Annotated in this window: 22 protein-coding genes; 15 read left to right on the top strand and 7 right to left on the bottom strand. The window is 55.9% G+C overall.

Going from position 1 to position 22,870, the window contains the following annotated elements; all coding sequences use genetic code 11:
- The first annotated feature begins 93 nt into the window (after positions 1–93).
- Positions 94–783 carry an HAD hydrolase-like protein gene (locus MY069_RS15770; protein WP_482794744.1) on the top strand — a complete coding sequence of 230 codons (690 nt, stop codon included), beginning with the start codon at positions 94–96 and terminating at the stop codon, positions 781–783.
- On the opposite strand, the gene MY069_RS15765 is transcribed toward MY069_RS15770, so the two are convergent.
- Positions 780–1,004, bottom strand: coding sequence for a hypothetical protein (locus tag MY069_RS15765; protein ID WP_482794743.1), 225 nt, complete (start codon positions 1,002–1,004; stop codon positions 780–782). The two genes, MY069_RS15770 and MY069_RS15765, sit on opposite strands and share 4 nt — an antisense overlap.
- A gap of 532 nt (positions 1,005–1,536) precedes the next feature.
- Between MY069_RS15765 and MY069_RS15760 the strand changes: the two genes are divergently transcribed.
- The 3 genes from MY069_RS15760 (at position 1,537) to MY069_RS15750 (ending at position 3,804) form a co-directional block, all read left to right on the top strand.
- Positions 1,537–2,034: a flavin reductase family protein gene (locus tag MY069_RS15760; RefSeq protein WP_482794742.1), complete on the top strand. Its 498-nt coding sequence runs from the start codon at positions 1,537–1,539 to the stop codon at positions 2,032–2,034.
- Between the two features lie 135 nt (positions 2,035–2,169).
- Positions 2,170–2,976, top strand: a complete 807-nt coding sequence (locus tag MY069_RS15755; RefSeq protein ID WP_482794741.1) for a hypothetical protein — start codon at positions 2,170–2,172, stop codon at positions 2,974–2,976.
- Between the two features lie 114 nt (positions 2,977–3,090).
- Entirely contained in the window at positions 3,091–3,804 is a 714-nt protein-coding gene (locus MY069_RS15750; protein WP_482794740.1) for a lysophospholipid acyltransferase family protein, read from the top strand.
- Positions 3,805–3,965: 161 nt separating this feature from the next.
- Here the strand turns inward: MY069_RS15750 and MY069_RS15745 are convergent, their stop codons facing one another.
- Entirely contained in the window at positions 3,966–4,700 is a 735-nt protein-coding gene (locus MY069_RS15745) for a histidine phosphatase family protein (RefSeq protein WP_482794739.1), read from the bottom strand.
- Between the two features lie 36 nt (positions 4,701–4,736).
- On the bottom strand, positions 4,737–5,831 hold the full coding sequence (locus MY069_RS15740) for a CaiB/BaiF CoA transferase family protein (RefSeq protein ID WP_482794738.1): 1,095 nt from the start codon (positions 5,829–5,831) through the stop codon (positions 4,737–4,739).
- A gap of 102 nt (positions 5,832–5,933) precedes the next feature.
- On the opposite strand from MY069_RS15740, the gene MY069_RS15735 reads away from it, so the two are divergent.
- Positions 5,934–7,130, top strand: a complete 1,197-nt coding sequence (locus MY069_RS15735) for a diguanylate cyclase domain-containing protein (protein WP_482794737.1) — start codon at positions 5,934–5,936, stop codon at positions 7,128–7,130.
- Here MY069_RS15735 and mfd read toward each other — a convergent pair.
- Positions 7,127–10,564, bottom strand: a complete 3,438-nt coding sequence (gene mfd / locus MY069_RS15730; RefSeq protein ID WP_482794736.1) for a transcription-repair coupling factor — start codon at positions 10,562–10,564, stop codon at positions 7,127–7,129. The two genes, MY069_RS15735 and mfd, sit on opposite strands and share 4 nt — an antisense overlap.
- 220 nt (positions 10,565–10,784) lie before the next feature.
- On the opposite strand from mfd, the gene MY069_RS15725 reads away from it, so the two are divergent.
- From MY069_RS15725 to MY069_RS15705, 5 genes are read left to right on the top strand one after another with little or no spacing between them, the layout of a single operon-like run.
- Positions 10,785–12,287 carry a replicative DNA helicase gene (locus tag MY069_RS15725; RefSeq protein ID WP_482794735.1) on the top strand — a complete coding sequence of 501 codons (1,503 nt, stop codon included), beginning with the start codon at positions 10,785–10,787 and terminating at the stop codon, positions 12,285–12,287.
- A 39-nt stretch (positions 12,288–12,326) separates the two neighbouring features.
- Positions 12,327–13,403 carry an alanine racemase gene (alr, locus tag MY069_RS15720; protein WP_482794734.1) on the top strand — a complete coding sequence of 359 codons (1,077 nt, stop codon included), beginning with the start codon at positions 12,327–12,329 and terminating at the stop codon, positions 13,401–13,403.
- Positions 13,378–14,193 (top strand): MlaE family ABC transporter permease, encoded by an 816-nt coding sequence (locus tag MY069_RS15715; RefSeq protein WP_482794733.1) that lies wholly within the window; start codon positions 13,378–13,380, stop codon positions 14,191–14,193. The genes alr and MY069_RS15715 overlap by 26 nt, the downstream gene beginning before the upstream one ends.
- Complete coding sequence (locus MY069_RS15710) at positions 14,190–14,957, top strand: ABC transporter ATP-binding protein (protein WP_482794732.1); 768 nt, start codon at positions 14,190–14,192, stop codon at positions 14,955–14,957. Before MY069_RS15715 ends, MY069_RS15710 begins: the two co-directional genes overlap by 4 nt.
- Positions 14,958–15,014: 57 nt before the next feature.
- Positions 15,015–15,629: a hypothetical protein gene (locus MY069_RS15705; protein ID WP_482794731.1), complete on the top strand. Its 615-nt coding sequence runs from the start codon at positions 15,015–15,017 to the stop codon at positions 15,627–15,629.
- Here MY069_RS15705 and MY069_RS15700 read toward each other — a convergent pair.
- The 3 genes from MY069_RS15700 to MY069_RS15690 all read right to left on the bottom strand — a co-directional run bounded on the left by MY069_RS15700 (position 15,626) and on the right by MY069_RS15690 (position 18,309).
- Positions 15,626–16,669, bottom strand: a complete 1,044-nt coding sequence (locus tag MY069_RS15700) for a Leu/Phe/Val dehydrogenase (RefSeq protein WP_482796721.1) — start codon at positions 16,667–16,669, stop codon at positions 15,626–15,628. The two genes, MY069_RS15705 and MY069_RS15700, sit on opposite strands and share 4 nt — an antisense overlap.
- A 72-nt stretch (positions 16,670–16,741) precedes the next feature.
- Entirely contained in the window at positions 16,742–17,797 is a 1,056-nt protein-coding gene (locus MY069_RS15695; protein WP_482794730.1) for an alpha/beta fold hydrolase, read from the bottom strand.
- The gene (locus MY069_RS15690; protein WP_482794729.1) at positions 17,719–18,309 is read right to left on the bottom strand and encodes a uracil-DNA glycosylase family protein; all 591 of its coding nucleotides are present in this window, start codon (positions 18,307–18,309) and stop codon (positions 17,719–17,721) included. Before MY069_RS15690 ends, MY069_RS15695 begins: the two co-directional genes overlap by 79 nt.
- Before the next feature lie 46 nt (positions 18,310–18,355).
- On the opposite strand from MY069_RS15690, the gene MY069_RS15685 reads away from it, so the two are divergent.
- From MY069_RS15685 to MY069_RS15665, 5 genes are all read left to right on the top strand, one after another.
- On the top strand, positions 18,356–19,258 hold the full coding sequence (locus tag MY069_RS15685; RefSeq protein WP_482794728.1) for a pirin family protein: 903 nt from the start codon (positions 18,356–18,358) through the stop codon (positions 19,256–19,258).
- 81 nt (positions 19,259–19,339) lie between these two features.
- Positions 19,340–21,100, top strand: a complete 1,761-nt coding sequence (locus MY069_RS15680) for a M28 family metallopeptidase (RefSeq protein WP_482794727.1) — start codon at positions 19,340–19,342, stop codon at positions 21,098–21,100.
- A gap of 3 nt (positions 21,101–21,103) precedes the next feature.
- Complete coding sequence (rlmJ, locus tag MY069_RS15675; RefSeq protein WP_482794726.1) at positions 21,104–21,889, top strand: 23S rRNA (adenine(2030)-N(6))-methyltransferase RlmJ; 786 nt, start codon at positions 21,104–21,106, stop codon at positions 21,887–21,889.
- Between the two features lie 79 nt (positions 21,890–21,968).
- A complete protein-coding gene (locus tag MY069_RS15670) occupies positions 21,969–22,499 on the top strand; it encodes a thioesterase family protein (RefSeq protein WP_482794725.1) in 531 nt (176 codons plus the stop codon).
- 105 nt (positions 22,500–22,604) lie between these two features.
- Complete coding sequence (locus tag MY069_RS15665) at positions 22,605–22,838, top strand: hypothetical protein (RefSeq protein ID WP_482794724.1); 234 nt, start codon at positions 22,605–22,607, stop codon at positions 22,836–22,838.
- Positions 22,839–22,870 lie beyond the last annotated feature (32 nt).

The following is a 22,870-nucleotide window of genomic DNA, read 5'->3' as shown; positions in this document are numbered from 1 at the left end:
CTGCGTCTGCCCTAGAGCAAGATCTGAGTCGATGCGAGCCCTATTGTAACAAGCCCGCACAACAAGCGTTCGCGACCAGAACAGGACGAGCAGATGGTGCACGATTTTAGCGGATGGACGATCGTCTTCGATCTTGACGGAACTTTGGTCGAAACCGCGCCAGATTTGCATGCCGCATTGAATCACACGTTAGCGCAAAAAAACCTCGCGCCGGTGTCACTAGACTCTATTCGCTTGATGATCGGGGACGGCGCAAAAGCGCTTATTCGCAAGGGATTAGCGCAAAATGACGCGGTGATTGACGAAACCGAAATCGATGACGTGTTGTGGCCGAGCTTTCTCGATCATTATTTGCAAAACATCACCCGGTTCAGCCAACCGTTTGACGATTGCCGGGAGACGCTCACGAGGTTGCAATCGGCGGGTGCCAAGCTGACGGTCTGTACAAACAAAGCACAAAACTTGGCCGAACAAGTTCTCAAAGAGCTTGAAATGGATCGATTTTTTGCATCAACCGTCGGCGGAGATCATCTCGAGATCAAAAAGCCTGATGGGCGCCATATCATCGAAACCGTGCGACTCGGTGGCGGCGATCCATCGCGCGCCATTATGGTTGGGGATGCCTGGACAGACGAAAGGGCAGCCCGCGACGCGGAGCTGCCCTTTGTCTTCGTGTCTTTCGGGTACGGAACTCTGTCAAACGAACCCTATGACCGCCTCAGATCGATTGATCATTGGCGCGATATGCAGCGAGCTCTCTCGGAGCTCGCGCATCTGGTTTAGTCTGGACGGTACTCGCTGCGAACTTCGTTCACGTTGACGAGCTTGCGACGTGGCATACCGTTGACCATGTTGCTGCGCACATCTGTCCGTGCACTGCGCATGGCTGGAACGAAGCCAGCGTCGACGAGATCGACTTCTACTTCATACCCACGGTCTGCCCAATATTCGGCAATTTTGTCCTTAAGACGGCGAGCGCCGTCGTTATTGCACCAGTCTTTCATTATTCTCACTCTCCACATCTTGGCCGCCCTAACAGCTTCAAAATTGGGCGACTGCTAAAAGATGTCCTTCACTGCACTTGAGGGCTTGTTGCCCCGTCTAAGTGATCCCTAGATGCCTGCTACGAAACCGACATACAAGAGGTTTTTTGGGGCATCTTTTAGGCACCCCTCGAAGATGAACAGCCATTCATAATGAACAACCATTCATGTGATAAATAGTTTACGCTCGGCGTTCACAAAAGTGTCTAAAAGCCAATGATTATCAGAATTGGACTAGCAATCCGGCCTGATGGAAAAAGTTAACGCAAGACCCTCAAATCCTTGCAACCCCAACTAATTTAGCAATTACGCAAGGCTGGCATACCTTTTTGCATGGCTTTTGAGGGTGTTTTCTGACAGCGTTCGACAAGTGTTCCGCGCCGCTCAGGCCGAATCCAGCGCGCATTGAGCGTGAACGCGACAACTGACTTTATTTAGGGGGCGCGGCAATACGGAGCTGGACCAAATCCGAAATTAGATCACATAGGAGACTATGAGTTTCGACCTGAGAACCTTTCGAGACACGCTCGGCCTGTTCGTGACGGGTGTGACCGTGATCACCACACGTGACGAGGCAGGCAATCCTGTCGGCTTGACCGCAAACTCTTTTAATTCGGTCTCTTTAGATCCACCGCTTGTTCTTTGGTCTGTCGGATTGAACGCCCTGAGCCTACCCGCATTCTCTAATGCCAGTGCGTTCGCGGTACACATCCTCAGAGATGATCAAGCCGAACTTTCTCAGCGGTTCGCAAAGTCAGGCACAGATAAATTCGCCGGCGTGGCGATTGAAACAGGATTACACGATCTTCCGCTTCTCCCCGATTGCGCCGCCAGACTTGAATGCTTGCCTTACGCCAAGCAAGAGGCAGGCGACCATATCCTATTCATCGCAGAGGTTCAGCGCCTGGCATCAGACCCTAAAGCTATGCCTTTGGTCTACCATGGCGGACGATATGCGGAACTGGCAGATAAGCCCGTGCCGACAGTCTAATACATGGTTAACGCGATCTTCGAAATCGCCTGCAGCCTTTAGCGAAATATAAGCCATTCCATGAGACATAGGGATCACGAGGTCAAAAGGCCCGTACCGCAGCTTACCGGCTGCACGATCATGGAGATTAAAAATATGAACTTTCGCAAACTGCTTCTGGCAGGCACGACTCTTGTTGCAAGTGCCGCTGTCCTAACCCCTGCAAACGCTTCGATTATCGATCGCCCACACTTTAAAGTTCTGGGTGTCGTCATCGTTTGGGCTGCAGATGAGACCAATGGCAATACACCGATCGCCACCGATTTCATCATCGATGATGACGTTGGTGGAGCTAACGATTCCGATTTGATCGGTGGCGCAGCCATTGATGGGCGCACAGTTGTGACTGGCTCACTGACTGCAACCGCAGACTCGTCTTCTACGGCTGGCCTCGGCTCGATCCTCGACATCGAAAACGGTAGCGGAACAATCGCGACTGCTAACACTGATACAGGCGCAAATTTCAGCGCGTTTGATGTGACGGACGCAACGCTGACCAGCGAAGACCTGACATATGAGTCGAGCTTCTATGTTGCTTCAAACACGGCTTTCGCAATCCTTGCCGAGGCGACTGAAACCGAGCAGAGCGGCGAATTCGACATGACCGATATCGGGTATGCAATGGATGTGACCCCGAGCGGCACAGACGGCACCCTGACCTTCGGTGGTAACGCACAAGATCCAAACGGCACTTTCCCAGCTGTTGCCAACCTTGCGGCTTTGACCACACCAACACCTGTCTATGTTGGTGGCCGACGCACCGCCGCGTCAGCTGGATCAATTGTTGATCAGTCTGTTCGCTTCGATGCGACTTACACGCTTGGCGCTGGCGGGGCATATGACCTGTCACAAGGAGCCGGCGAAATCAAAGCCGACGTCGTTTACACGGTCTTCGTGCCATAAGCGAATTCCAAAAATACGATCTTTGATCTTCAGGACGCCCAGTCTGGTTCCAGGCTGGGCGTTTCTGTATCGGCCCCTTTGCCTCACCGCCATTCCTGTATAGAGACAGCCTCGATGAAAGCGATCTTTCGCAGTGCGTTTGTGACCAGCCTTCTGGGCTGGATCATCTGGGCCTATATGGCGCTGTGCAATCGCACCATTCGCTGGTCTGTTGAAGGCGATGAAGAAGCGCTGAAAGTCTGGCTTGGCTATTCCAATATTATCGTCGCGGCCTGGCACTCGACCATTTTGCTTTTGCCTTCGGGTTGGAGCCGAATCATTCAGCGGTGGCCACAACAGAAAACCAGATCCGCCATGCTCATCTCACTCTCCAAAGATGGCGAACCCGTTGCAAAAGCCATCAAACATCTCGGGCTTGAAGCGGTTCGCGGCTCTTCAACTCATAAACGGAAGAAACGCGACAAGGGCGGCATGAAGGCCTTGGCTGAAGCGCTCAGAATTCTCAAGAATGGCGGTGGCATTTGCATCACGCCCGACGGACCACGCGGCCCGGCAGAGGTCGCTCAGAACGGTCCGATCATCATGGCCCAGCGGGCAAGTGCACCCATTCTCCCATACGCAATTGTCTCATCGCCGCGACACCGGTTGAAGACCTGGGATGGATTTCGGATCCCCTACCCTTTTACCCGCGGTGCATTGGTGTTTGGTGAAGCCGTGATTCCAAATCCTGGCGAGGATCGCGAAACCTTACGCGTTCGGCTAGAAGAGAACCTTCGCGAAGCAATGGCGCGCGCTGAGGTACTGGCCCAAAAAAAAGGCCGCTCCTAAGGAACGGCCAAGGTCAAGCAAGAAGGACGTCTCCAGATCTCCCGCAAAGAGCGGTCTTCCTGGCGACAAATATGTTTTAGCTTAATCAAGATGAACGCAGACGGAGCGTGGTCTCATTTTCTGTTCATATTCGACCCAGCTATTTGGCCTTTTCTGAACACCTATTCAGCTGCGCGGGTAAAAATCGCCTCCAGCGACCTTAGATTCATGCCATTCTTCAGATAATTGGCCGGTGTCAGGTTAACGGCTTTGATCATTGCCCGCTCGATTCGCGCATTGCCCTGTTCATCGGGCACCAAGTCAAAGTCGATAATGTTTATACATCCCGTATCCTGCTCAAACCCGGCGCTGGAGCCGAGTGGCGCGCCGATCGCCCAAGCCAAGATCATGCGATTCACAACTTCATGCGCGACCAGCAGCGCGGATGCCCAGCCAGGACGGGACAACAAGCCCTTTAAGCCGTCTTCGATCCGGTCCATCGCGTCCGAGAATTTCTCGCCGCCTTCAAGGAAGGTCGCCCCGGGCGTCCCGGCTTGTTCAAATTGAAACGTCATCGTCGCCGCCAAATGTTCTGGCGATTTGAAGTCGATATATTGGCCCGAGCGTAATTCCTGAAAGCGCGGCTCAACCTCAAGCTGCGGCGGCTCAAGATCATGCTGTGCCAGCACGATTTCCGCCGTTTCTTGCGTGCGACGAAGGCCGGTATAAAAAGCCGCATCGAGGTGGACGTCTGACAGCGCGATTCCCGCGGCTTTTGCCTCCTCGCGTCCGGTTTCGGTCAGGTAGGCGATACTCGGATCCTGAGCGGCACGCACTTCTGGCGAGGTGTAATCAACAAAGCCATGTCGCATCAAATACAGACGGCGACGCCCTGTGGTTCCGGGTAAAGCGCCCATCGTGCTCTCCAATTATCGCAAACCAAGTAGCGCTGTTTAAGCGATTCCCCAGTCTTTGAGCACTTCTTCTTGATGTTCACCGATTCCGGCTGGTTTGCCTTGGATCGCGCCCGGCGTTTTCGAGAAGCGTGGCGCGGGTCCGGGCTGAACCACTCCATCAATCGTTTCAAACGTGCCGCGATCAGTATTGTGCTTATAAGTCGGCGCTTCAGCCATTGAGAGCACAGGCGCGAAACAAATATCGGTCCCTTCCATGATCTCGCACCATTCATCACGGGATTTGGTTTTCATCACCGCGATAAGTTTTTCTTTTAAGCTTGGCCACTTAGAGCGGTCCATTTGAGCCTGGAAATCAGGATCGGTGAGGCCAGCTTTTTCAACCAATAGCGCATAGAATTGCGGTTCGATCGACCCGATCGACACCCACTTACCGTCTGAACATTCGTAAGTGTCATAGAAATGCGCACCGCCATCGAGCAGGTTGGCCTCGCGGTCATCGGTCCAAATTCCCATCGCGCGCATGCCATAGAACATGGTCGCGAGAGACGCGGCACCATCAGACATCGCGCAATCGATCACCTGCCCGTCGCCGCCATTCTTCACATTAATGATGCCAGCGAGCAGCCCCATGGCGAGGTAAAGCGCGCCGCCGCCATAATCGCCAATCAAATTGAGCGGTGGTCGTGGACGACCATCTCTATCGCCCATCGCATGTAGAGCGCCTGTAATCGCAATATAGTTGAGGTCATGTCCGGCGGAGTGGCTCAGAGCCCCATGCTGCCCCCACCCGGTCATCCGGCCATAGACCAGCTTCGGGTTACGGGCGAGCACGACTTCTGGACTAAGGCCGTTACGCTCCATCACGCCAGGGCGAAAGCCTTCGATCAGGCCGTCAGCTTTTTCGAGCAGCTTTAGCGCGGTCTCGCGGTCGCCCTCGTCCTTTAGGTTCAAGGCGATGGACCTCCGCCCACGGCTCATTACGTCTGCGGGGTTTCCGGGCCGGGCGTTTCCCGCACGGTCGATCCGGACGACATCTGCGCCCATATCGCTGAGCAGCATCCCACAGAATGGTCCGGGACCAATGCCCGCAAATTCGATAATCTTTACGCCTGATAGCGGCCCTTGCGCCATGTCACTCTCCCTAAAGTTCGGGTTTAAACCTCTTCAATCAACCAGACTTTAAGACTCAAGCGGGCAAAGAAAAGGCTGACGCAACGTCGCCACGGGACTCGAATGATGTTCAATGATCAAAGCTTTGATGCTCCGATAATTCATGTCGTATCTGAAAGTCCCCGTTTGGAGATGCTGCAAGCCCGTCTCCGGCAGAACGGAATGCGGCCTGTTCCCGTGCGCGGCAACTATTTGCCGCCAGACACGGCGCCAGCTTTGATCGACCTATCGACGCGCCAAATGGACATCGATCCAGGTGATCAGAGACTGATCGTCACCCTGGGCCGCGAAGACCAGGCGCCGATCCATTCCGACATTCATCTCACGGATGTCTCAGAGCTCAACACATTGGCCGCGCGGATCTCTATTCGCCAGCGCGAGAAACAGCGCCGCCGTGAAATTGACCTGCGATCGCAAACGCTCGCGGAGTTTGGCATCGAACGTCCAAGTGCCCGAACACCAGGCAAAACGCGGCTCCTTTGGCTCGGACATGATGCGCCTTTCTTAAACGCGATCAAAACCAGCCTGAACGAGACCAACATCAATCTCGTTGCCGCGATCAGCTGTCTGACCGCCGAAGACTATCTCGAAAGCGGGCGCTTTAAAGTGCTGGCGCTTTGCCCATCTCAACCGGGTGACGAAGCCTGCAAACTCTTGGCGCGGATCAAACAGATCCCGCTCGCGCACCCGCCGAAAACACTGCTTCTCCTACGCCGGGAAGTCTCGGTTCTGCTTGACCAAGAACTGATCGAGCAAGCCGACCAAATCATCGACGTTTCGAGCGATTTGGATGCTGTCGCCGCCCGCATTCGGTCCGCCTTTGCAGAGTTGAATATGCCAACGCAGATGACAGCCGGATTCAATTCTGTCGCTCGCGATGCCACCAGCGGATTGGTGTCGCGCGCTTATCTCGAAACACATTTGCAAGCGCAAATGGCCCAAGCTGATCAAATGGCGACGCCGCTATCGGTCATTTCGATCGACCTGAAAGGCGATGAGGATGTGCGCGGCGTGGCTCAAAAAATCAAAGCTTTGCTGCGCGATACAGATCTCGCCGCACGATTAGACATGAACCATATTTGCGTGACCCTACCGGACACGCCTTATCGCGGCGCCGTGGTCTTGGCGCGGCGAATTGAGGAATCCATGGCCCGGTCTGTGGCTTGGCGGGTCATCGAAAAGCGACAGTTCCACACACTGACCTCGCTCTTAGGCGGCCTTACTGCGCGGTCTGGGTTCTCAGCTGAACGTCGCGCTTAAGCGGGCGCACTCGCCGTGGCTTGAAGCTCTTTCAGCAAGCCTTTGACAGCGTTCATGCGCGGCGCCGCATCGACCGGCACGCCCATCACAACCAGCTTGCTGTCGGGCCGCAGCTTCATTTTACCTGGTCGTGCACGCACCAGCATCATCAATTGCGCCGGGTCGACAGCCGTATCGTCTCGGAACGTCACCACAACGCCTTTTGGTCCGGCATCGAGCTTCGAAATTCCGAGCGCTTTACAGGCAACTTTCACCGCTGTGACATCCAGCAATTGTTGGGTCTCACTCGGCAGTGGACCAAATCGATCAATCAATTCGGCAGCAAAGGCTTCTCGCTCTTGTTCGGTGCCAAGATCGGCGAGACGACGATACAGGCCGAGACGTACGCCCAAGTCTTCAACATATCCGCTCGGGATTAACACTGAGAGCCCCAGGTTGATTTGCGGCGACCAATCGTCGGCCACTTCCTCATCGGTGTTTGAGCCGGATTGAAGCGCTTTCACGGCGTCTTCGAGCATTTGCTGATAGAGCTCGACGCCAACTTCTTTGACGTGACCGGACTGTTGATCGCCCAACAGGTTGCCGCCGCCGCGCATATCCAGATCGTGGCTCGCCAATTGGAACCCCGCGCCCAAACTGTCGAGCGATTGCAGCACGCGCAAGCGGCGTTCAGCGGCCGGTGAGATCACGCGATCCGCCGGGGTCGTCAGATACGCATAGGCGCGCAATTTCGACCGACCCACACGTCCGCGCAGCTGGTACAATTGGGCCAGACCAAAGCGATCTGATTTATGGATGACCAGCGTATTGGCGCGCGGAATATCAAGGCCGCTTTCAACAATTGTGGTTGAGAGCAGAACGTCATATTCGCCCTCATAAAACGCGGTCATCAAATCCTCGAGTTCGCCAGATGGCATCTGCCCATGGGCGACGCAAAACTTCACCTCAGGCACATTCGATTTCAGGAAGTTTTCGAGATAGTCGAGATCGGAAATTCTCGGCGCCACATAATAGCTTTGGCCACCGCGATACTTCTCCCGGAGCAGCGCTTCTCTAATCGTCACGGTATCGAATTCAGTGACATAGGTCCGGACCGCCAAGCGATCGACGGGCGGTGTTGCAATGATCGATAAGTCCCGAATCCCCGTCAGCGCCATTTGCAGCGTTCTTGGGATTGGTGTCGCAGAAAGCGTCAGGACATGAACGTCAGATTTGAGTTCTTTGAGCCGCTCTTTATGCTTCACACCAAAGCGTTGTTCCTCATCGACGATCAAGAGCCCCAACCGTTTGAACTCAACATTCTTGGCAAGCAGAGCATGGGTGCCAACGACCACATCAACAGTTCCAGCAGCCATGCCCGCTTTGGTTTCGCTTGCCTCTTTAGCGCTCACGAAACGGGACAGTGGCCGGACATTGATCGGCCAACCAGCAAATCGTTCGGCGAACGTATTATAGTGCTGCCGCGCGAGAAGCGTGGTGGGTGCGATCACCGCAACTTGCTGTCCTGCCATTGCCGCCACGAACGCGCCGCGCAGCGCCACCTCGGTTTTGCCAAAGCCAACATCGCCGCACACCAATCGGTCCATTGGCTTGCCGGACGAGAGGTCCCCCAGCACATCTTCGATGGCGTTTAGCTGATCATCGGTTTCCTCATAAGGGAAGCGGGCTGCGAACTCTTCATACAGTCCATCGCCGGTCACAACCGTATCCGCTTTACGCATCTCGCGCGCCGCTGCGATGGCCATCAGTTCGGCCGCCATTTCGAGGATCTTCTTCTTAGCGCGCGCCTTACGGGTCTGCCACCCGACCCCGCCCAGACCATCAATCGCGCTTTCTGCGTCCTCGCTGCCATATCGGCTAATCAGATCGATATTCTCGACGGGCAGAAAGACTTTATCGCCTTTGGCGTAACCGAGCTCGAGACAATCATGTGCAGCGCCAGCAAGGTCGAGCGTTTTGAGCCCCACATAGCGGCCAACCCCATGATCGACGTGCACGACGAGGTCACCGGGGTTTAAGCTCGCCGACTCAGCAATAAAGTTCGCTGCTTTGCGTTTGCGACGCGGGGCCGCCAATCGGTCGCCGAGAATGTCCGGTTCGCCGATGATCACGAGGTCATCCGTCTCGAACCCAGTCTCGAGCGGGAGTTCGCAAATCGCAATCTCGGCCTTCTTAGCTGCTTCGAGCGAATAGACTCGGGTCGCACCGGGGAGACCGTGATCTTCTAACACACCCTCAAGACGGCTGGCTGATCCATCGGTCCAAGCACCGAATACGACGGTTTTGCCGTTCGAATGGATGGCTTTGGCATGTGCGGCGGCGACCTCGAAAATATTGATCTCCGGCTGGGCGCGCTCGGGCGCAAAATCCCGCCCCTGTGCGCCGCCAAGATCAATGCCGCCCTCGCCCTGCCCGGCATGGAATCGCGCGACACCGCTGCTTTGCATCGCCGCAGCAAGTTGACTGTCTGTAAGATAGAGCTGCTCAGGCGGCAGCACGCGCGCTTGGCGCTCTTCGCCTGCGGCTTCGAGCCTCGCTTCATAATAATCCTTGGCTTGCGATAGGCGTTCACTGGCCGCTTCTGCAGACAAAGCACCCAGTCCGATCAGGGCATTTGAGCCGATATAATCGAAAATCGTATCCAGATGCGAATGGAACAGCGATAACCAGCCCTCTATCCCGCCGCGCCGAATTTCCGCCCGTGCGGCCTCGTACATGGGGTCGCCGACAGGTGATCCGAGTTCGGCCAAATAGCGCTCACGAAACAGGCCGAGCGTCTGCTCATTGAACAAAATCTCGGAGACGGGCGCGAGCGCGACGCGATTGAGCGTGCGGGTTGAGAGTTGAGTCTCGGGGTCAAACGCTTTGATCGTTTCGATCTCATCGCCAAACAGATCCAGACGCACCGGTTCTTCCCCGGTTGGTGGATAGATATCCACCTTACCGCCTCGGATCGAATATTCGCCTTTCTCCGATACCGACGCGACGCGCACATAGCCGTTGACGGAGAGATAGGAGGACAGCTCATCCTGCTGGATACGCCCGCCGGTATAGACAGAAAGAGAACTCGCCCGCATCGTTTCTTTTGGGGGCACACGCTGCACCAAAGAGCTCGCTGTTGTGACGACGAGGCAAGGTTCAGCATTCGCGGCCCGTTGAGACAATCTCGCCAGGGCCGCACACCGCGCAGCCGCAACAGCCGGAGACGGGCTAACGCGGTCATAAGGCAGCACGTCCCAGCCTGGCAGCCGGATCAGTTCTAAACCGGGCCGAAAGAACTCCGCCAGCTTCAACGCAGTCGCGGCTTGTTTGTCGTCGCGCGCCACATAGAGCGCCGCGCTGCCACGATCCTCTAACGCTTCAATCAGGCGCAAGATATCAACGCCAAACGGCGCACCGTGCACGGCTGCAGGACTGCTTAGATTGGACAGCATAGAAACCGGGTTCATTGTGGAAGGGACCAAATCTGTGGTTAACGGTGCGCGCGCGAAGGGCGCTACATAACGTATCGCGCGAGAAAGGCCAGGGATCGATTGAGATCGGTTTGGTTCAGTCCGCTGCGTGCATTTTGAGCTGTGGATAAACCTCGGCTTGTCGGGGGGTTTCTGTATCCAGGGACTGCCGCCTCATCCCGTTTAAGGTTAATAAGGCGTCATGAGCAACGCTGTCGCCACCCTTCCAAGCCCGGACGATCCTGCCCCGGAGCTACCGCATAATTTGTCTGCGGAAGCCGCGGTCATTGGATCGATTCTGTACGACAATAATGCGTTTCAGCGGGTCTCTGACTTGCTGCGCCCAATCGACTTTTACGCCCCCGCACATCAGGAAATTTTCGAAGCCTGTATGATGCTCATTCAGAATGGCCGCGTCGCAGATGGCGTGACCTTGCGCGAGCAGTTCGAGAAAGATGAGCGCCTGACCCAGATTGGTGGCGCGCAATATTTGGCGGATCTGCTGGATAGCGCCGCGTTCGGCCCAGAAGTTCAGGATTATGCCCGGATCATTCGTGATCTCGCGATGCGCCGCGAGCTGATCAATATCGGTGCCGGTGTGCAATCGCGCGCCCAGCATCACGACCGCGAAGTGGACGGCAATCAACAAGTCGAACTCGCCGAGCGTGAGCTGTTTGCGCTTGCTGAGCGCGGATCGACCGGACGAGGCTTCTCGACATTTGCGGAAGCGCTTACTGAATCACTGCAAATGGCGGAAGCCGCCTTTAAGCGAGAAGGCAAGATTGCTGGTATCGCCACACGCCTCGATGATCTCGATCACAAAATGGGCGGCTTGCACAAATCCGATTTGATCATTCTGGCCGGTCGCCCTTCAATGGGGAAGACATCGCTGGTCACCAATATCGCATACAATGTTGCAGCTGATTATCGCGGCGAGAAACAAGAAGACGGGTCCACCAAGACCATTGCTGGTGGCAAGGTTGCCTTCTTCTCGCTCGAAATGTCGTCAGAGCAGTTAGCAACCCGGATTGTCGCTGAGCGGACCAGCATCAACGCGCACAAAATCCGGCAAGGCGATCTCGACAAGCATGACTTTGAGACGCTTCGCGAAGCAACGGAAGAGCTTCAAAACCTGCCGCTTTACATCGATGACCAAGGCGGCATCTCGGTCAGCCAGCTCGCAGCTCGCGCAAGGCGCTTGCAACGCGCACAAGGCGTTGACCTGATCATTATCGACTATTTGCAGCTGCTGACCGGCACATCCGGAAAATCTGATGTGAACCGGGTGCAGGAGATTACCCAGATTACGACCACGCTGAAAGCGCTGGCCAAAGAGCTGAACGTTCCAGTCATCGCGCTTTCACAGCTGTCCAGGCAAGTTGAGCAACGTGATGATAAACGCCCTCAACTCTCTGACCTGCGCGAATCGGGGTCGATCGAGCAAGATGCCGACGTGGTTATGTTCGTCTATCGCGAAAGCTACTATCTCGAACGGACCGAGCCGCAAGCCGATGGCGGCGACCCAGCCGCAGCCGACAAATGGGCGTCCTGGCGCCAGCGGATGGACGAAGTCTATGGCACCGCCGAAGTCATTCTTGGCAAACAGCGCCACGGACCGATCGGGAAAGTCGTTCTGTCATTCGACGCGAATGTCACCCGTTTCGGCAATCTCGCACGCGCCTCGCAGGATGCCTTTGACGAATAGGCCTTACATCCGCCGCAAAGCCTTGTAATCCGAGCCATTATGAGCCTCAGACCGCGCGCCCATATCCACCTCTCAAACATCGCCGACAATTGGCGCACCCTTCGGGCTGCGCAAACCCAAGGGGTGACCGGAGCGGTGATCAAGGCGGACGCCTATGGCCATGGTTTGCCACAAGTCGCAGAGAGACTTCACGACGCTGGATGCGACCATTTCTTCGTCGCCCATAGCTATGAAGCAGAAATCACACGCGCGACGCTTGGCAGTCATCCAAACATTTATGTGCTGAATGGACCGTCTCCCGATGAAGAAGCGCTGTATCGCGAGAACGCGTTGATCCCAGTGGTCAATTCAAGCTTCCAATACCGGACCATGGCGGACTGGTTGGTAGACGGTGTAAAAATGCCGCGCGGCTTCGCCTTGCACTTTGACACTGGCATGAACCGGCTCGGGCTTCCGGTCAGCGACGCACAAACGCTCGCCGAAGCCAGCGAAGGCCAAGCGCCGATCTTGTTGATGTCGCATCTTGCCTGCTCAGAAGAGCAAGACGCGGGGATGAATGCGCATCAAGCGGCGATGCTGGAAACGATTTCGGGCGCCTTCCCAGGCGTGCCGCTCAGCCTTGCGAATTCTGGCGGTGTTTGGCTCGGTCAGGACTTTCATCACGCCCTCTCTCGGCCTGGTATTGCGCTTTATGGGGGTGGGCGTCCGCCTGAAGGCGTCACGCTCAAACCCGGGATGACGCTTGAAGCGCCAATCCTACAAGTCAGGGTCGTCGAAGCGGGTGAAACCATCGGCTATAATGCAACATGGCGGGCGGACGCACGGACTTTGGTGGCGACGCTGGCAATTGGTTATGGCGACGGTTTCCCGCGCGCTGCGTCGAATAAGGGCTTTGTCATGCTTGGCGGCAAACGTTGCGAAATTTTAGGCCGCATATCGATGGATTTGATCACAATTGACGTTACAGATGCCGCGGATCTTGCGAGACCTGGTGTTTATGCCCAATTGATCGGGCGCGACGCTGCATTAGAAGAACAAGCCGCCCTCGCGGGCACGATTGGATACGAACTCACCACAGGACTGACGCCCCGTGTCAAACGCATCTACGAAATCTAAAGGCGGTCTCCCCAACCCGCTACAATGGCTCGGCGCCGCCACGCTTGGCATGCTGTCTGAAATCGGACGCTTGTCGATTTTTACCGGCAAGACGATGGGCGCAGCGTTCAGTCCACGCTGGTATTTCGCACAGATTCTCCGGCAAATGATCGCGGTCGGCTTCTACAGCCTTCCCGTGGTTGGCCTCTCAGCGGTGTTCATCGGCGCCGCGCTAGCTTTGAACATCTACTCCGGCGGCAGCCGCTTTGGGGCGGAACAATTCGTTCCGAACATCGTGGTCCTAGGGATCACCAGAGAGCTCGGTGTCACCATCACCGGCTTGATGCTTGCGGGCCGCGTCTCGGCAGGGATCGCCGCTGAAATTGGCGCGATGCGTGTGACTGAGCAGATTGATGCATTAAAAACACTGAGTGCCAATCCATTCCGCTATCTCTACGCGCCGCGCTTCTTGGCCGGAATTTTGACCCTGCCCATTCTAGTGCTCATCGCCGACATCATCGGCGTGATGGGTGGATGGGCCGTGAGTACGCTTGGGCTCGGCTTCGATTCCACGACCTATTTGCGCAACACGCTCGATTTCTTGACCTGGCAGGATGTGACGGTCGGTTTGATCAAAGCAATTGTGTTCGGCGCGGTGATTGCGGTGATGGGCTGCTATCATGGCGATAAATCTTCGGCGGGCGCGACAGGCGTTGGACGAGCCGCGACCTTTGCGATGGTTGGCGCGGCGGTCTTGATCCTCGCCTTCAACTATTTGATTTCAACTCTATTGGTGAACTTTGGATCATGAGTACCGGCGCGCTTCTCGAGCTTAAAGACGTTCACAAGTCGTTTGGTCCGAAACAGGTCCTGAAGGGTGTGAACTTAGACGTGGCACCGGGCCGATCCTTGGTCGTACTTGGCGGATCGGGATCCGGCAAATCTGTGATGCTCAAAAATGCGCTCGGCCTGATGACACCGAACAAGGGACAGATCCTGTTTGAAGGGAATGACGTCACGCACGAGCAAGGCAAAACCCGCGAAGCCATGCGCGCGCGGATTGGCATGCTGTTCCAGTCGGGTGCTCTGTTCGATAGTTTGACCGTCTGGGAAAATATCGCGTTTCGCTTGCTCAACTCTGACGGCATGAAGCGGAAAGAGGCCAAGGAACGCGCGATCGAAACGCTCAAACAGGTGCGTCTGGGCTCGGATGTTGCCGATCTTACGCCCGCAGAGATTTCCGGCGGCATGCAAAAACGCGTCGGCCTCGCGCGCGCGATTGTGTCCAAGCCAGACCTGATCTTCTTCGATGAGCCAACCACCGGCCTCGACCCAATTACCGCGGACGCGATCAATGATTTGATTGTCGAACAAGCCAAAGCGCTTGGCGCAGCGACGATTTCGATCACCCATGATATGGCCAGCGCTCGCAAAATCGCAGACGAGATTGCGATGCTGTTTGAAGGCGTGATCATTTGGCGCGGTCCCGCCAGCCAGATCGACAATAGCGGCAATGAATATGTCGATCAGTTTGTGCACGGCCGCGCCGAAGGGCCCATTCAGCCCTCGCTATAATCAGGGTCTTTCCAAGTCGCCATGCTAGGTTAAGCTCGCCTCAAAGAGGGACGGGCTATGATTGAATTTATCAAATATGGCTCTGTGGCGTTCACCGCGGTCACAGCGGTTGTCACGGGGTGGATGCAGTACGAAAAATTTCGACTCGATGGCGAGTGGCATATCGATACGTGTACAGAGACTGCGGACTTTAACCGCTATATTGGTCTCCACCTCGCTTGGCGGGTATTTCTCTCAGACGATCCTTTGGCAGCGCCTGTGGTCGGCAATGGCGAGAAAATTGAGGAAGCGTTCGAAATGATCGCGCCACGGGGGCGATTTCCTGTCAGTTTTGTCGGAACCAAGGAAATCAATCGGGTCAGCCTGACGGGTCGGTTCGAAGGCGCAAATCGAGCCTCAACAGGCCGGTTTGAACTTGCGCCAACGCTTACGCAGCGGAGCTGGACCGGGTACCTACCCTTCTATCAACGCAATGTGAACGTGCTCGAAGGCACCTTCGCCCTCACCGCTGGGAACGCGCGCGGCTACGCTCGAGCTGTGCGTATGATCGACGGACAAATGGTCGAGGCAGAGCCGTTTGTCTGTGAAGGCGCGCTAATTCCTCAGGAAACCCCTGAACCTGTTCCAGAACCTGCGCCGGTCGCTACGCCAGAAACGAATGACGACGCTTAGCGCTTCGCAGCCGCAATCCTTGCGCGGGCGATATCATCAGCCACTTCATTCGTCGGACGCCCAGATTCAAGCGCCGTGTCCAAAACATCGCCCAGCGTATCGATCAAAGTGTCGAGCTTTTGATCCACCCAATCGCGCGAATAGCTGCCGGAAATCTCGGCTGCGACATTGATGATCCCGCCGCCATTGATGACATAGTCCGGGGCATAGAGGATTCCGGCTTGCCGAACCTTGTCGCCCATATTTTGGGTTTTGAGCTGATTGTTCGCGCCGCCTGCAATGGCTTTCACTTTCAGGCGTTTTAGCGTCTCGTCATTGATGATCGCCCCCAGCGCATTCGGGGAGAAGATGTCGGCATCGACATCATAGATCTCGTCTGGGGCAACAATCGTGGCGCCGGTCGCTTTGGCAACTTGATCTAAGGCCTCTTGGTCAATGTCAGAAATGAAGAGCTTAGCGCCGGCCTCGGCCAAATGCCCGCACGCATAGCCGCCGACTGATCCAACGCCCTGAACCGCAACGACCTTGTCGCTCAAATCGTCGCTACCAAAAGCGCGCCGAGCGGTTTGCTGGATCCCCTTGAAGACGCCCAGTGCGGTTATTGGCGACGGATCTCCGCTCGCCGCTGCACCCGTGGTCAGGCCCGCCGCATAGCGCGTTTCTTGCGCCGCGATTTCGATATCAGCCGTATCAATGCCGACATCTTCAGCCGTCCAATATTTGCCTTGCAGGCTTTCAACCGCGCGTCCAAAGGCCCGGAACAGCGCTTCAGACTTATCCGTTTTCGAATTGCCCCAGATGACGGCTTTGCCGCCGCCATGGGGGATCGACGCCATCGCATTCTTATAGCTCATGCCTTGGCTGAGGCGCAGGGCATCTGTGACCATGTCGGCGCTGGTCGCATAATCCCACATCCGCGTGCCGCCGGACGATGGCCCGAGCGCCGTCGAATGGATGGCAATGATCGCGCGAAGGCCACTGGCCTCGTCACTGAAAAAGTGGACGCCTTCGTGATTGTCGAATGAAGGATTATCGAACATGGTCTCGCCCATCGCCTTTGTTGCATCTGAAACAAACCGGCGGTGTAACGCCTCGTTGCGCAGGGTCAACAATCAACTTGGAGTACGTCCGGGCACTTCGGCGACATTGCTCGGCAATGGCGCATCGGCATCCTTTAAGAAAGCGAGCACATCGTCAAACACGACCTCAGCCTGTAAGTCCCGTAGCAGCATGTGATACCCATCCGGATAGTAAGCCGTGCGAACATGTGGCGGAAGCTTTTTGGCCGTCCGGCGCACACCCCGTTCTGGGATCACAATATCTCTGGCTCCATAGGTCAGCAGCATGGGCGTATCGGCGGGCAGACGCTGGGCTGCTTTATGGGCGCTTTCCATGACAGAGACCACACCATGCACCTGTTCAATCTTATTGGTTTTGATGCCGAGCGGATCAGCCCAAAGTCGGCGCAGCATTTCGATATTGTCGCTTGGTTCGATCTTCACAAAACGTGGCGGCCGAACCACCCAGCCGGGACGAACCCGAACACTTGTCCATAGCGCGAACCGCTGAACCACGGGGATCGAGCCCCAACCGCGCAGCCCTGGACCACTAAACACAACGCGGTCCACGTCTTCGGGTGGTCGGTCAGACCCAAACGCGCTCATTGCGACGGCCCCTCCCATTGAAATCCCGACAACGGCGAGTGTGGCGTCAGGGTGTTTAGCGCGAACCAAGCGAACCGCTGTCCGCAAGTCCTCGCGCATCGACTCCTCATCCGGCCACTCCCCTCGGCCATAGGAGCGGCCAAATCCGCGTTGATCATAGGCATAGGTTTTCACACCCCGCTCAGCCCAATAGGGCGCGGCCATATGAAAAGCGTTGGCGTAATCATTCATGCCGTGAACGCCGACAATCACGATTTCTGGCGCCTCCGTTGGCTCCCAAACCGTGAGGCCAAGCTCTGCGCCGTCAAAGCTGATCATTCGATTGGCTGCGGGATCCAACTCGGGCATGATCGAAGTCTCCAATTCCAAAGCCTTCAAAGTGGCGGGCGTCACACAGGCCGCCAGCATGCCGAACAGGCTTGCGATTAAGACAGCAAGGATTGCACTCGTTTTCGCAATTCGGGCAAGAGTTCTGTTTCGAACCAGGGATTGCGCTTCAGCCATGCATTATTTCTCCAACTCGGATGTGGCGTAACGATGACGCCTTGGCCCAGGAAGCTTCGCCACTTTTGTACTGTGGCGGTGAGTGTTTTTTCGGTCTGATCACCAATGTGCCATTTCTGTGCGTAGCCGCCGATCAAGACTTTGAGCTCGATTTGCGGCATTTTTTCAAACAAGCGCGCATGCCAAGTCTCTGCACATCTTTTCATTGGCGGGATATCTCCGCCATTCTTGTCATAGCCCGGAAAGCAGAACCCCATCGGCACGATGGCCACTTTCTTCGGATCATAAAATGTCGCTTCGTCGATTTGCAGCCAGTCGCGGAGCCGGTCGCCAGATGGATCTGTAAACGGGCGACCTGATTCCATGGCGAGATTACCCGGCGCCTGCCCGGCGATCACGATTCTTGCGGTCTCGGAGATTTGCAAAACGGGTTTGGGTGCGCGTTCCATGTCAGCTGCGCATAATTGACATGCTCGGATCTCGGCTTCGAATTTGTGGAGATCAGTGCTCATAAGTCTATGTCTTCATTCAATTCAAAGGTTGGCAAGGAGTAAGGACATGAGTGCCCTGATCGAGCAAATCATAAAACCGAGAGAAAAAGACCTAGGCGATGGGTTCGTGGTGCGTCGGATCTTGCCTTTCCATAACCGGAAAATGGTGGGTCCGTTCATCTTTTTCGATCATTTCGGGCCTGTTGAATACGCGCCAGGCAAAGGCTTTGACGTTCGCCCACACCCGCATATTGGAATAGCGACTGTCACCTTCCTTTATGAGGGCGCGATGCGGCACAAGGACTCGCTGGGAAATGATCTCATTATTCGCCCCGGGGCGGTGAATTGGATGACTGCCGGGCGCGGCATCTGCCATTCTGAGCGCACACCCGCCGAAGAACGAGCCGCGGGTCAGTCGATGCATGGCATTCAGACCTGGGTCGCCTTGCCGAAAGACTTTGCTGAAACAGCGCCAGACTTTATCCATCATCCGGCAGACTCCTTGCCTGAGTTCGATCTGGGCGGCGCCCATGCGCGGGTCTTAGCGGGTAAGGCATTCGGTCATGCCTCACCGGTCGAGTTCCCATGGGGCATTTGGTATGTCGGGGCTGATGCCGACAATGGCGCGGAATTTACAATCGGTGCAGAAGAAGCCGAAGAACGCGCACTCTATGTCGCGGCCGGTGAGGTCGTGATTGACGGCGAGCTGATTGAAGCCGGTCAAATGGCCATTCTGGCGCCGGGCAAGGATGTTCCTGTCGCCGTCGCAGCGGGTACGCGATTTATGCTTGCCGGCGGACAGCCGATGGACGGACCGCGGAAAATCGAGTGGAACTTTGTCGCGACCGACAAGCAGCGCCTCGACCAAGCAAAAGCGGACTGGCGGGCCTCCGCTGAAGGTGGATGGAAGGGCACGCCCTTCACGCTCCCCGAAGGCGAAGAAAATTACATCCCGCTCCCCGGAGACTAAACAAGCGCAGGCCCCTTCTTGTCGCTCTGAGCCGCCTATGTCACATCGGGCATATATAGAGTTTAGATGGGAGCCTAACCTATGATCCGGCACATTCTCGCGGCATCGTCTTTCGCCGCATTAGTCGCCTGCCACCCTGCATCGGACAATTCTAGCGCGGTCACCCCGCAAGCCGATCCGGCCACTCCAGAAGCGGCCGTCGAATTGCCCATGCCTCTGCCCGTCGATACAGCGGCTGACATCAATGCAGATGACCTCCGTCAGAGAATTCGCATCTTAGCTGACGACGCGTTTGAAGGACGTGGCCCCGCTGCCGAGAAAGGCGAGCTAACCGCCGATTGGATTGCGCAGGAGCTTGATCGCGTCGGCGCCCAACCAGCGGGTGAAAATGGCACCTGGTTTCAGACCGTCGGCATGGTCGAGCAATCTTTGGACGAAGGCGCCTCGAGCCTAACTTTCGCAGGTGGCACATCGGGAGAGACGATCCCGACTAAGCTACGGGAAGATGCCGTTCTGTGGACAAAGAAGCAGGACCGCGAAGCGGCCGCCTGGGCCGATTCAGAACTGGTCTTTGTCGGATACGGTGTGGTTGCCCCGGAATATGGCTGGGATGATTATGCCGGTCTTGATGTCACTGGTAAAACCGTCGTGATGCTGGTCAATGACCCTGGATATGCCCGCGGCGATGATCTCTTCAAGGGCAATGCCATGACCTATTATGGCCGCTGGACCTATAAGTTCGAAGAAGCCGGTCGCCAGGGCGCAACCGGCGCGATCATCATTCACGAGACAGAGCCAGCCTCTTATGGCTGGGAAGTCGTCGCAAATTCTTGGTCAGGCGCCCAAGCGGACTTGGTCCGTTCAGATAGCGGCGCCAATCGTACGCTTTTCGAATCATGGATCAGTCTCGACATGGCGCAAACTCTGTTTGCCGAAGCCGGACTTGATTTTGCGGCGCTGAAAGACGCCGCAAAGACAGAGGGTTTCACCGCCGTCGATATGGGCGATCTCACCGCAAGCGGATCCCTCGTCCAATCGATCACCACCACTGAGTCTCGCAATGTAATCGGGGTTCTGCCCGGATCCGAAACGCCGGATGAATATATGCTGTTCACAGCGCACTGGGACCATCTCGGCAAAAAGCCAGAAGAACGCGAAGGTGAACCAACCCAAGATTTCTACCGGGACGATATCTTTAACGGCGCCGTCGATAATGCCACCGGCACCGCTGCTCTGCTCGAAATCGCGGAGGCATTGAGCGGGGAAACGCGCGATCGCTCGGCGCTATTTGTCATCGTCACGCTTGAGGAATCAGGCCTGCTCGGGTCGGCCTTTTATGCCGAGAATCCGACCGTGCCGATGAATCAGGTCGTCGCTGGCTTGAACATTGATGCGATGCAGCCCATCGGGCGCACCAAGGATATGGTGGTTGTCGGTTACGGCGCCTCTGAGCTTGAAGATTTGCTCAAAGAACATCTCGACGAAACCGATCGGGTCATTGTGCCTGATCCATCGCCCGAAGCCGGTTATTTCTATCGCTCTGACCACGTCTCCTTTGCAAAAAAAGGCGTGCCCATGCTGTACGCTGATGGCGGTATTGATGCCCGCGAGGGCGGGGTCGCCGCTGGGCGCGCCTTCGCAGATACTTACCGCGCTCAACGCTATCACAAGCCGATGGATGAGTATGACGAGTCTTGGGACCTGACCGGCATGGAAGAAGACGTCAAAGCGCTTTACTCTGTTGGCCTGAAAATTGTCCAATCCGACACTTGGCCGACCTGGTATCCTGGCAATGAGTTCGAAGCGATCCGGACCGCGTCACTGGCAGAACGGGAAGACTAGCTCTTGCTGTCCTATCAACACGGCTTTCATGCAGGCAATCAAGCCGACGTGCTGAAGCACGCGATCTTGCACGCCGTGTTGATGGCGAAAGCAGAGGCAAATGAGCCCCTGCTCTATGTCGAAACCCATGCGGCGCGCGGCTTTTATGACTTGCAAGGCGAGCAATCTAAAAAAACCGCCGAGGCCGAACGCGGTGTGCTGGCCATGCCAAAAGCGAAACACGCGGCCAGCGCGCTTCAACCCTGGTTGAAGCATGTACAAAGCAAAGGGCCGGGCTCGTATCCCGGCTCGCCTGCTCTCGCCACACAGCAGCTCGGTGATGCGGCGCGGATTGTCCTATTCGAGTTGCACCCAGCCGAACACAAAGCGTTGTCACAAGCTTTGCGAAAAGATGATCGTGTCCAAATCCGGAAAGAAGACGGCTATCGCGGCGCTTTGAGATTACAGCCGCGCCGAGGCGAGCGCATGCTGGTCATGCTCGATCCGAGTTATGAGACCGATGCGGATATGGACGCTCTCGCCAATTGGGTTCCGCGCGCTATGCGGAAATGGCCGAAAGCCGAATTCCTGATTTGGCTTCCTCTATTCGCTGACGGGCGCGAAGAGGAATTCGGCGCATTCCTATCATCCCTCGATGAGGGTTTTGTCGCTGGTAGCCGCTGGGACCGCAACTCTGATGACCCTTCTGCACTAGAAGGTTCAGCCATGATTGGCCTTCGTATTGGCGGCGCAGCAGCACGAAAATCATTCGCCATTGCCGCTGAACTCGACAAACTTTGGCGAACATAAGAGCGCAGATTTAACCGGATAGACTTGCCTTCACGACGACTGTTCTTACAGATTGAAGAAGCACTGAAGGAGTCGATTGGTGAACCTGTTTTTTAGACGGCTTTGGGTTTATCTCCGCGCGCAATTGTCGTCGAAAGATGGCGCATTTACCGACACTTATAGTCTCTATTTCCGAGTATGGCTGACCGATCAGGACGCTTTTCTACATCTCACCAATAGCCGATATTTGTCGTTCAGCGACTTGGGTCGTCTCAATATGCTGATCCGCAGCGGCATTCGGAACGTCTTGCAACGCGAAGATTGGGCAATCGTGATTTGCAGCCAAACGCGCACGATCGCCCGCATGCTAAAATCGCCGCAAACCTTCGAGATGGCGTGCCAAATTACCGGATGGACCGATGAGCATCTTGCGATTTGCCATCGGTTTCAGCGGTCTCAGAAAGTCCATGCTGAGGTTAACACACTGGTGCAGATCCAAACCAAGGCAGGCGACGTCATCCCCATCCAAGAACTGCTTTCGCATTTGCAGGTATCAGCGCCTTCACCCCAGCTGACAGATGTGTTTGCCGATCTTGTGGATCGCGCGACGACGACGAATTCCACTTCTTAAAGAGGGAAAGTCAACCAAAAAACGAAATTCCCCTATTGCACTTTTTAATTGTTAATATACTTGTCTTGATGTTCCATATACAAGCACTCAAGGCATCATATAGACATGGAAACAAGTAATCCACACTGGGTTTTTCACTTTGAAGTTCTGGCCCGTGCCCTCAAAGATCTAGAAACAACCTGCACCGCAAAGCCGGACAGTCCTGACTTTGCGTTCCTGCGGGCCGAAGCGCCATCCATCTTTGCGGAGGCGCACGAAGCACTAAACGCATTGCGGGAACAGGTGGATGCGCTCGATCACGAAGCTGACACTCCAACACCCCCGCCGACGGCGCATTGAGGCCGCAACGTCAAGCTTGATTCTCGCCGCCC

The organism is Hyphomonas sp. ske169 (genome assembly GCF_056850855.1).
Note: the sequence above shows the minus strand (reverse complement) of the source record. Positions and strands in the feature narration are given on the sequence as shown.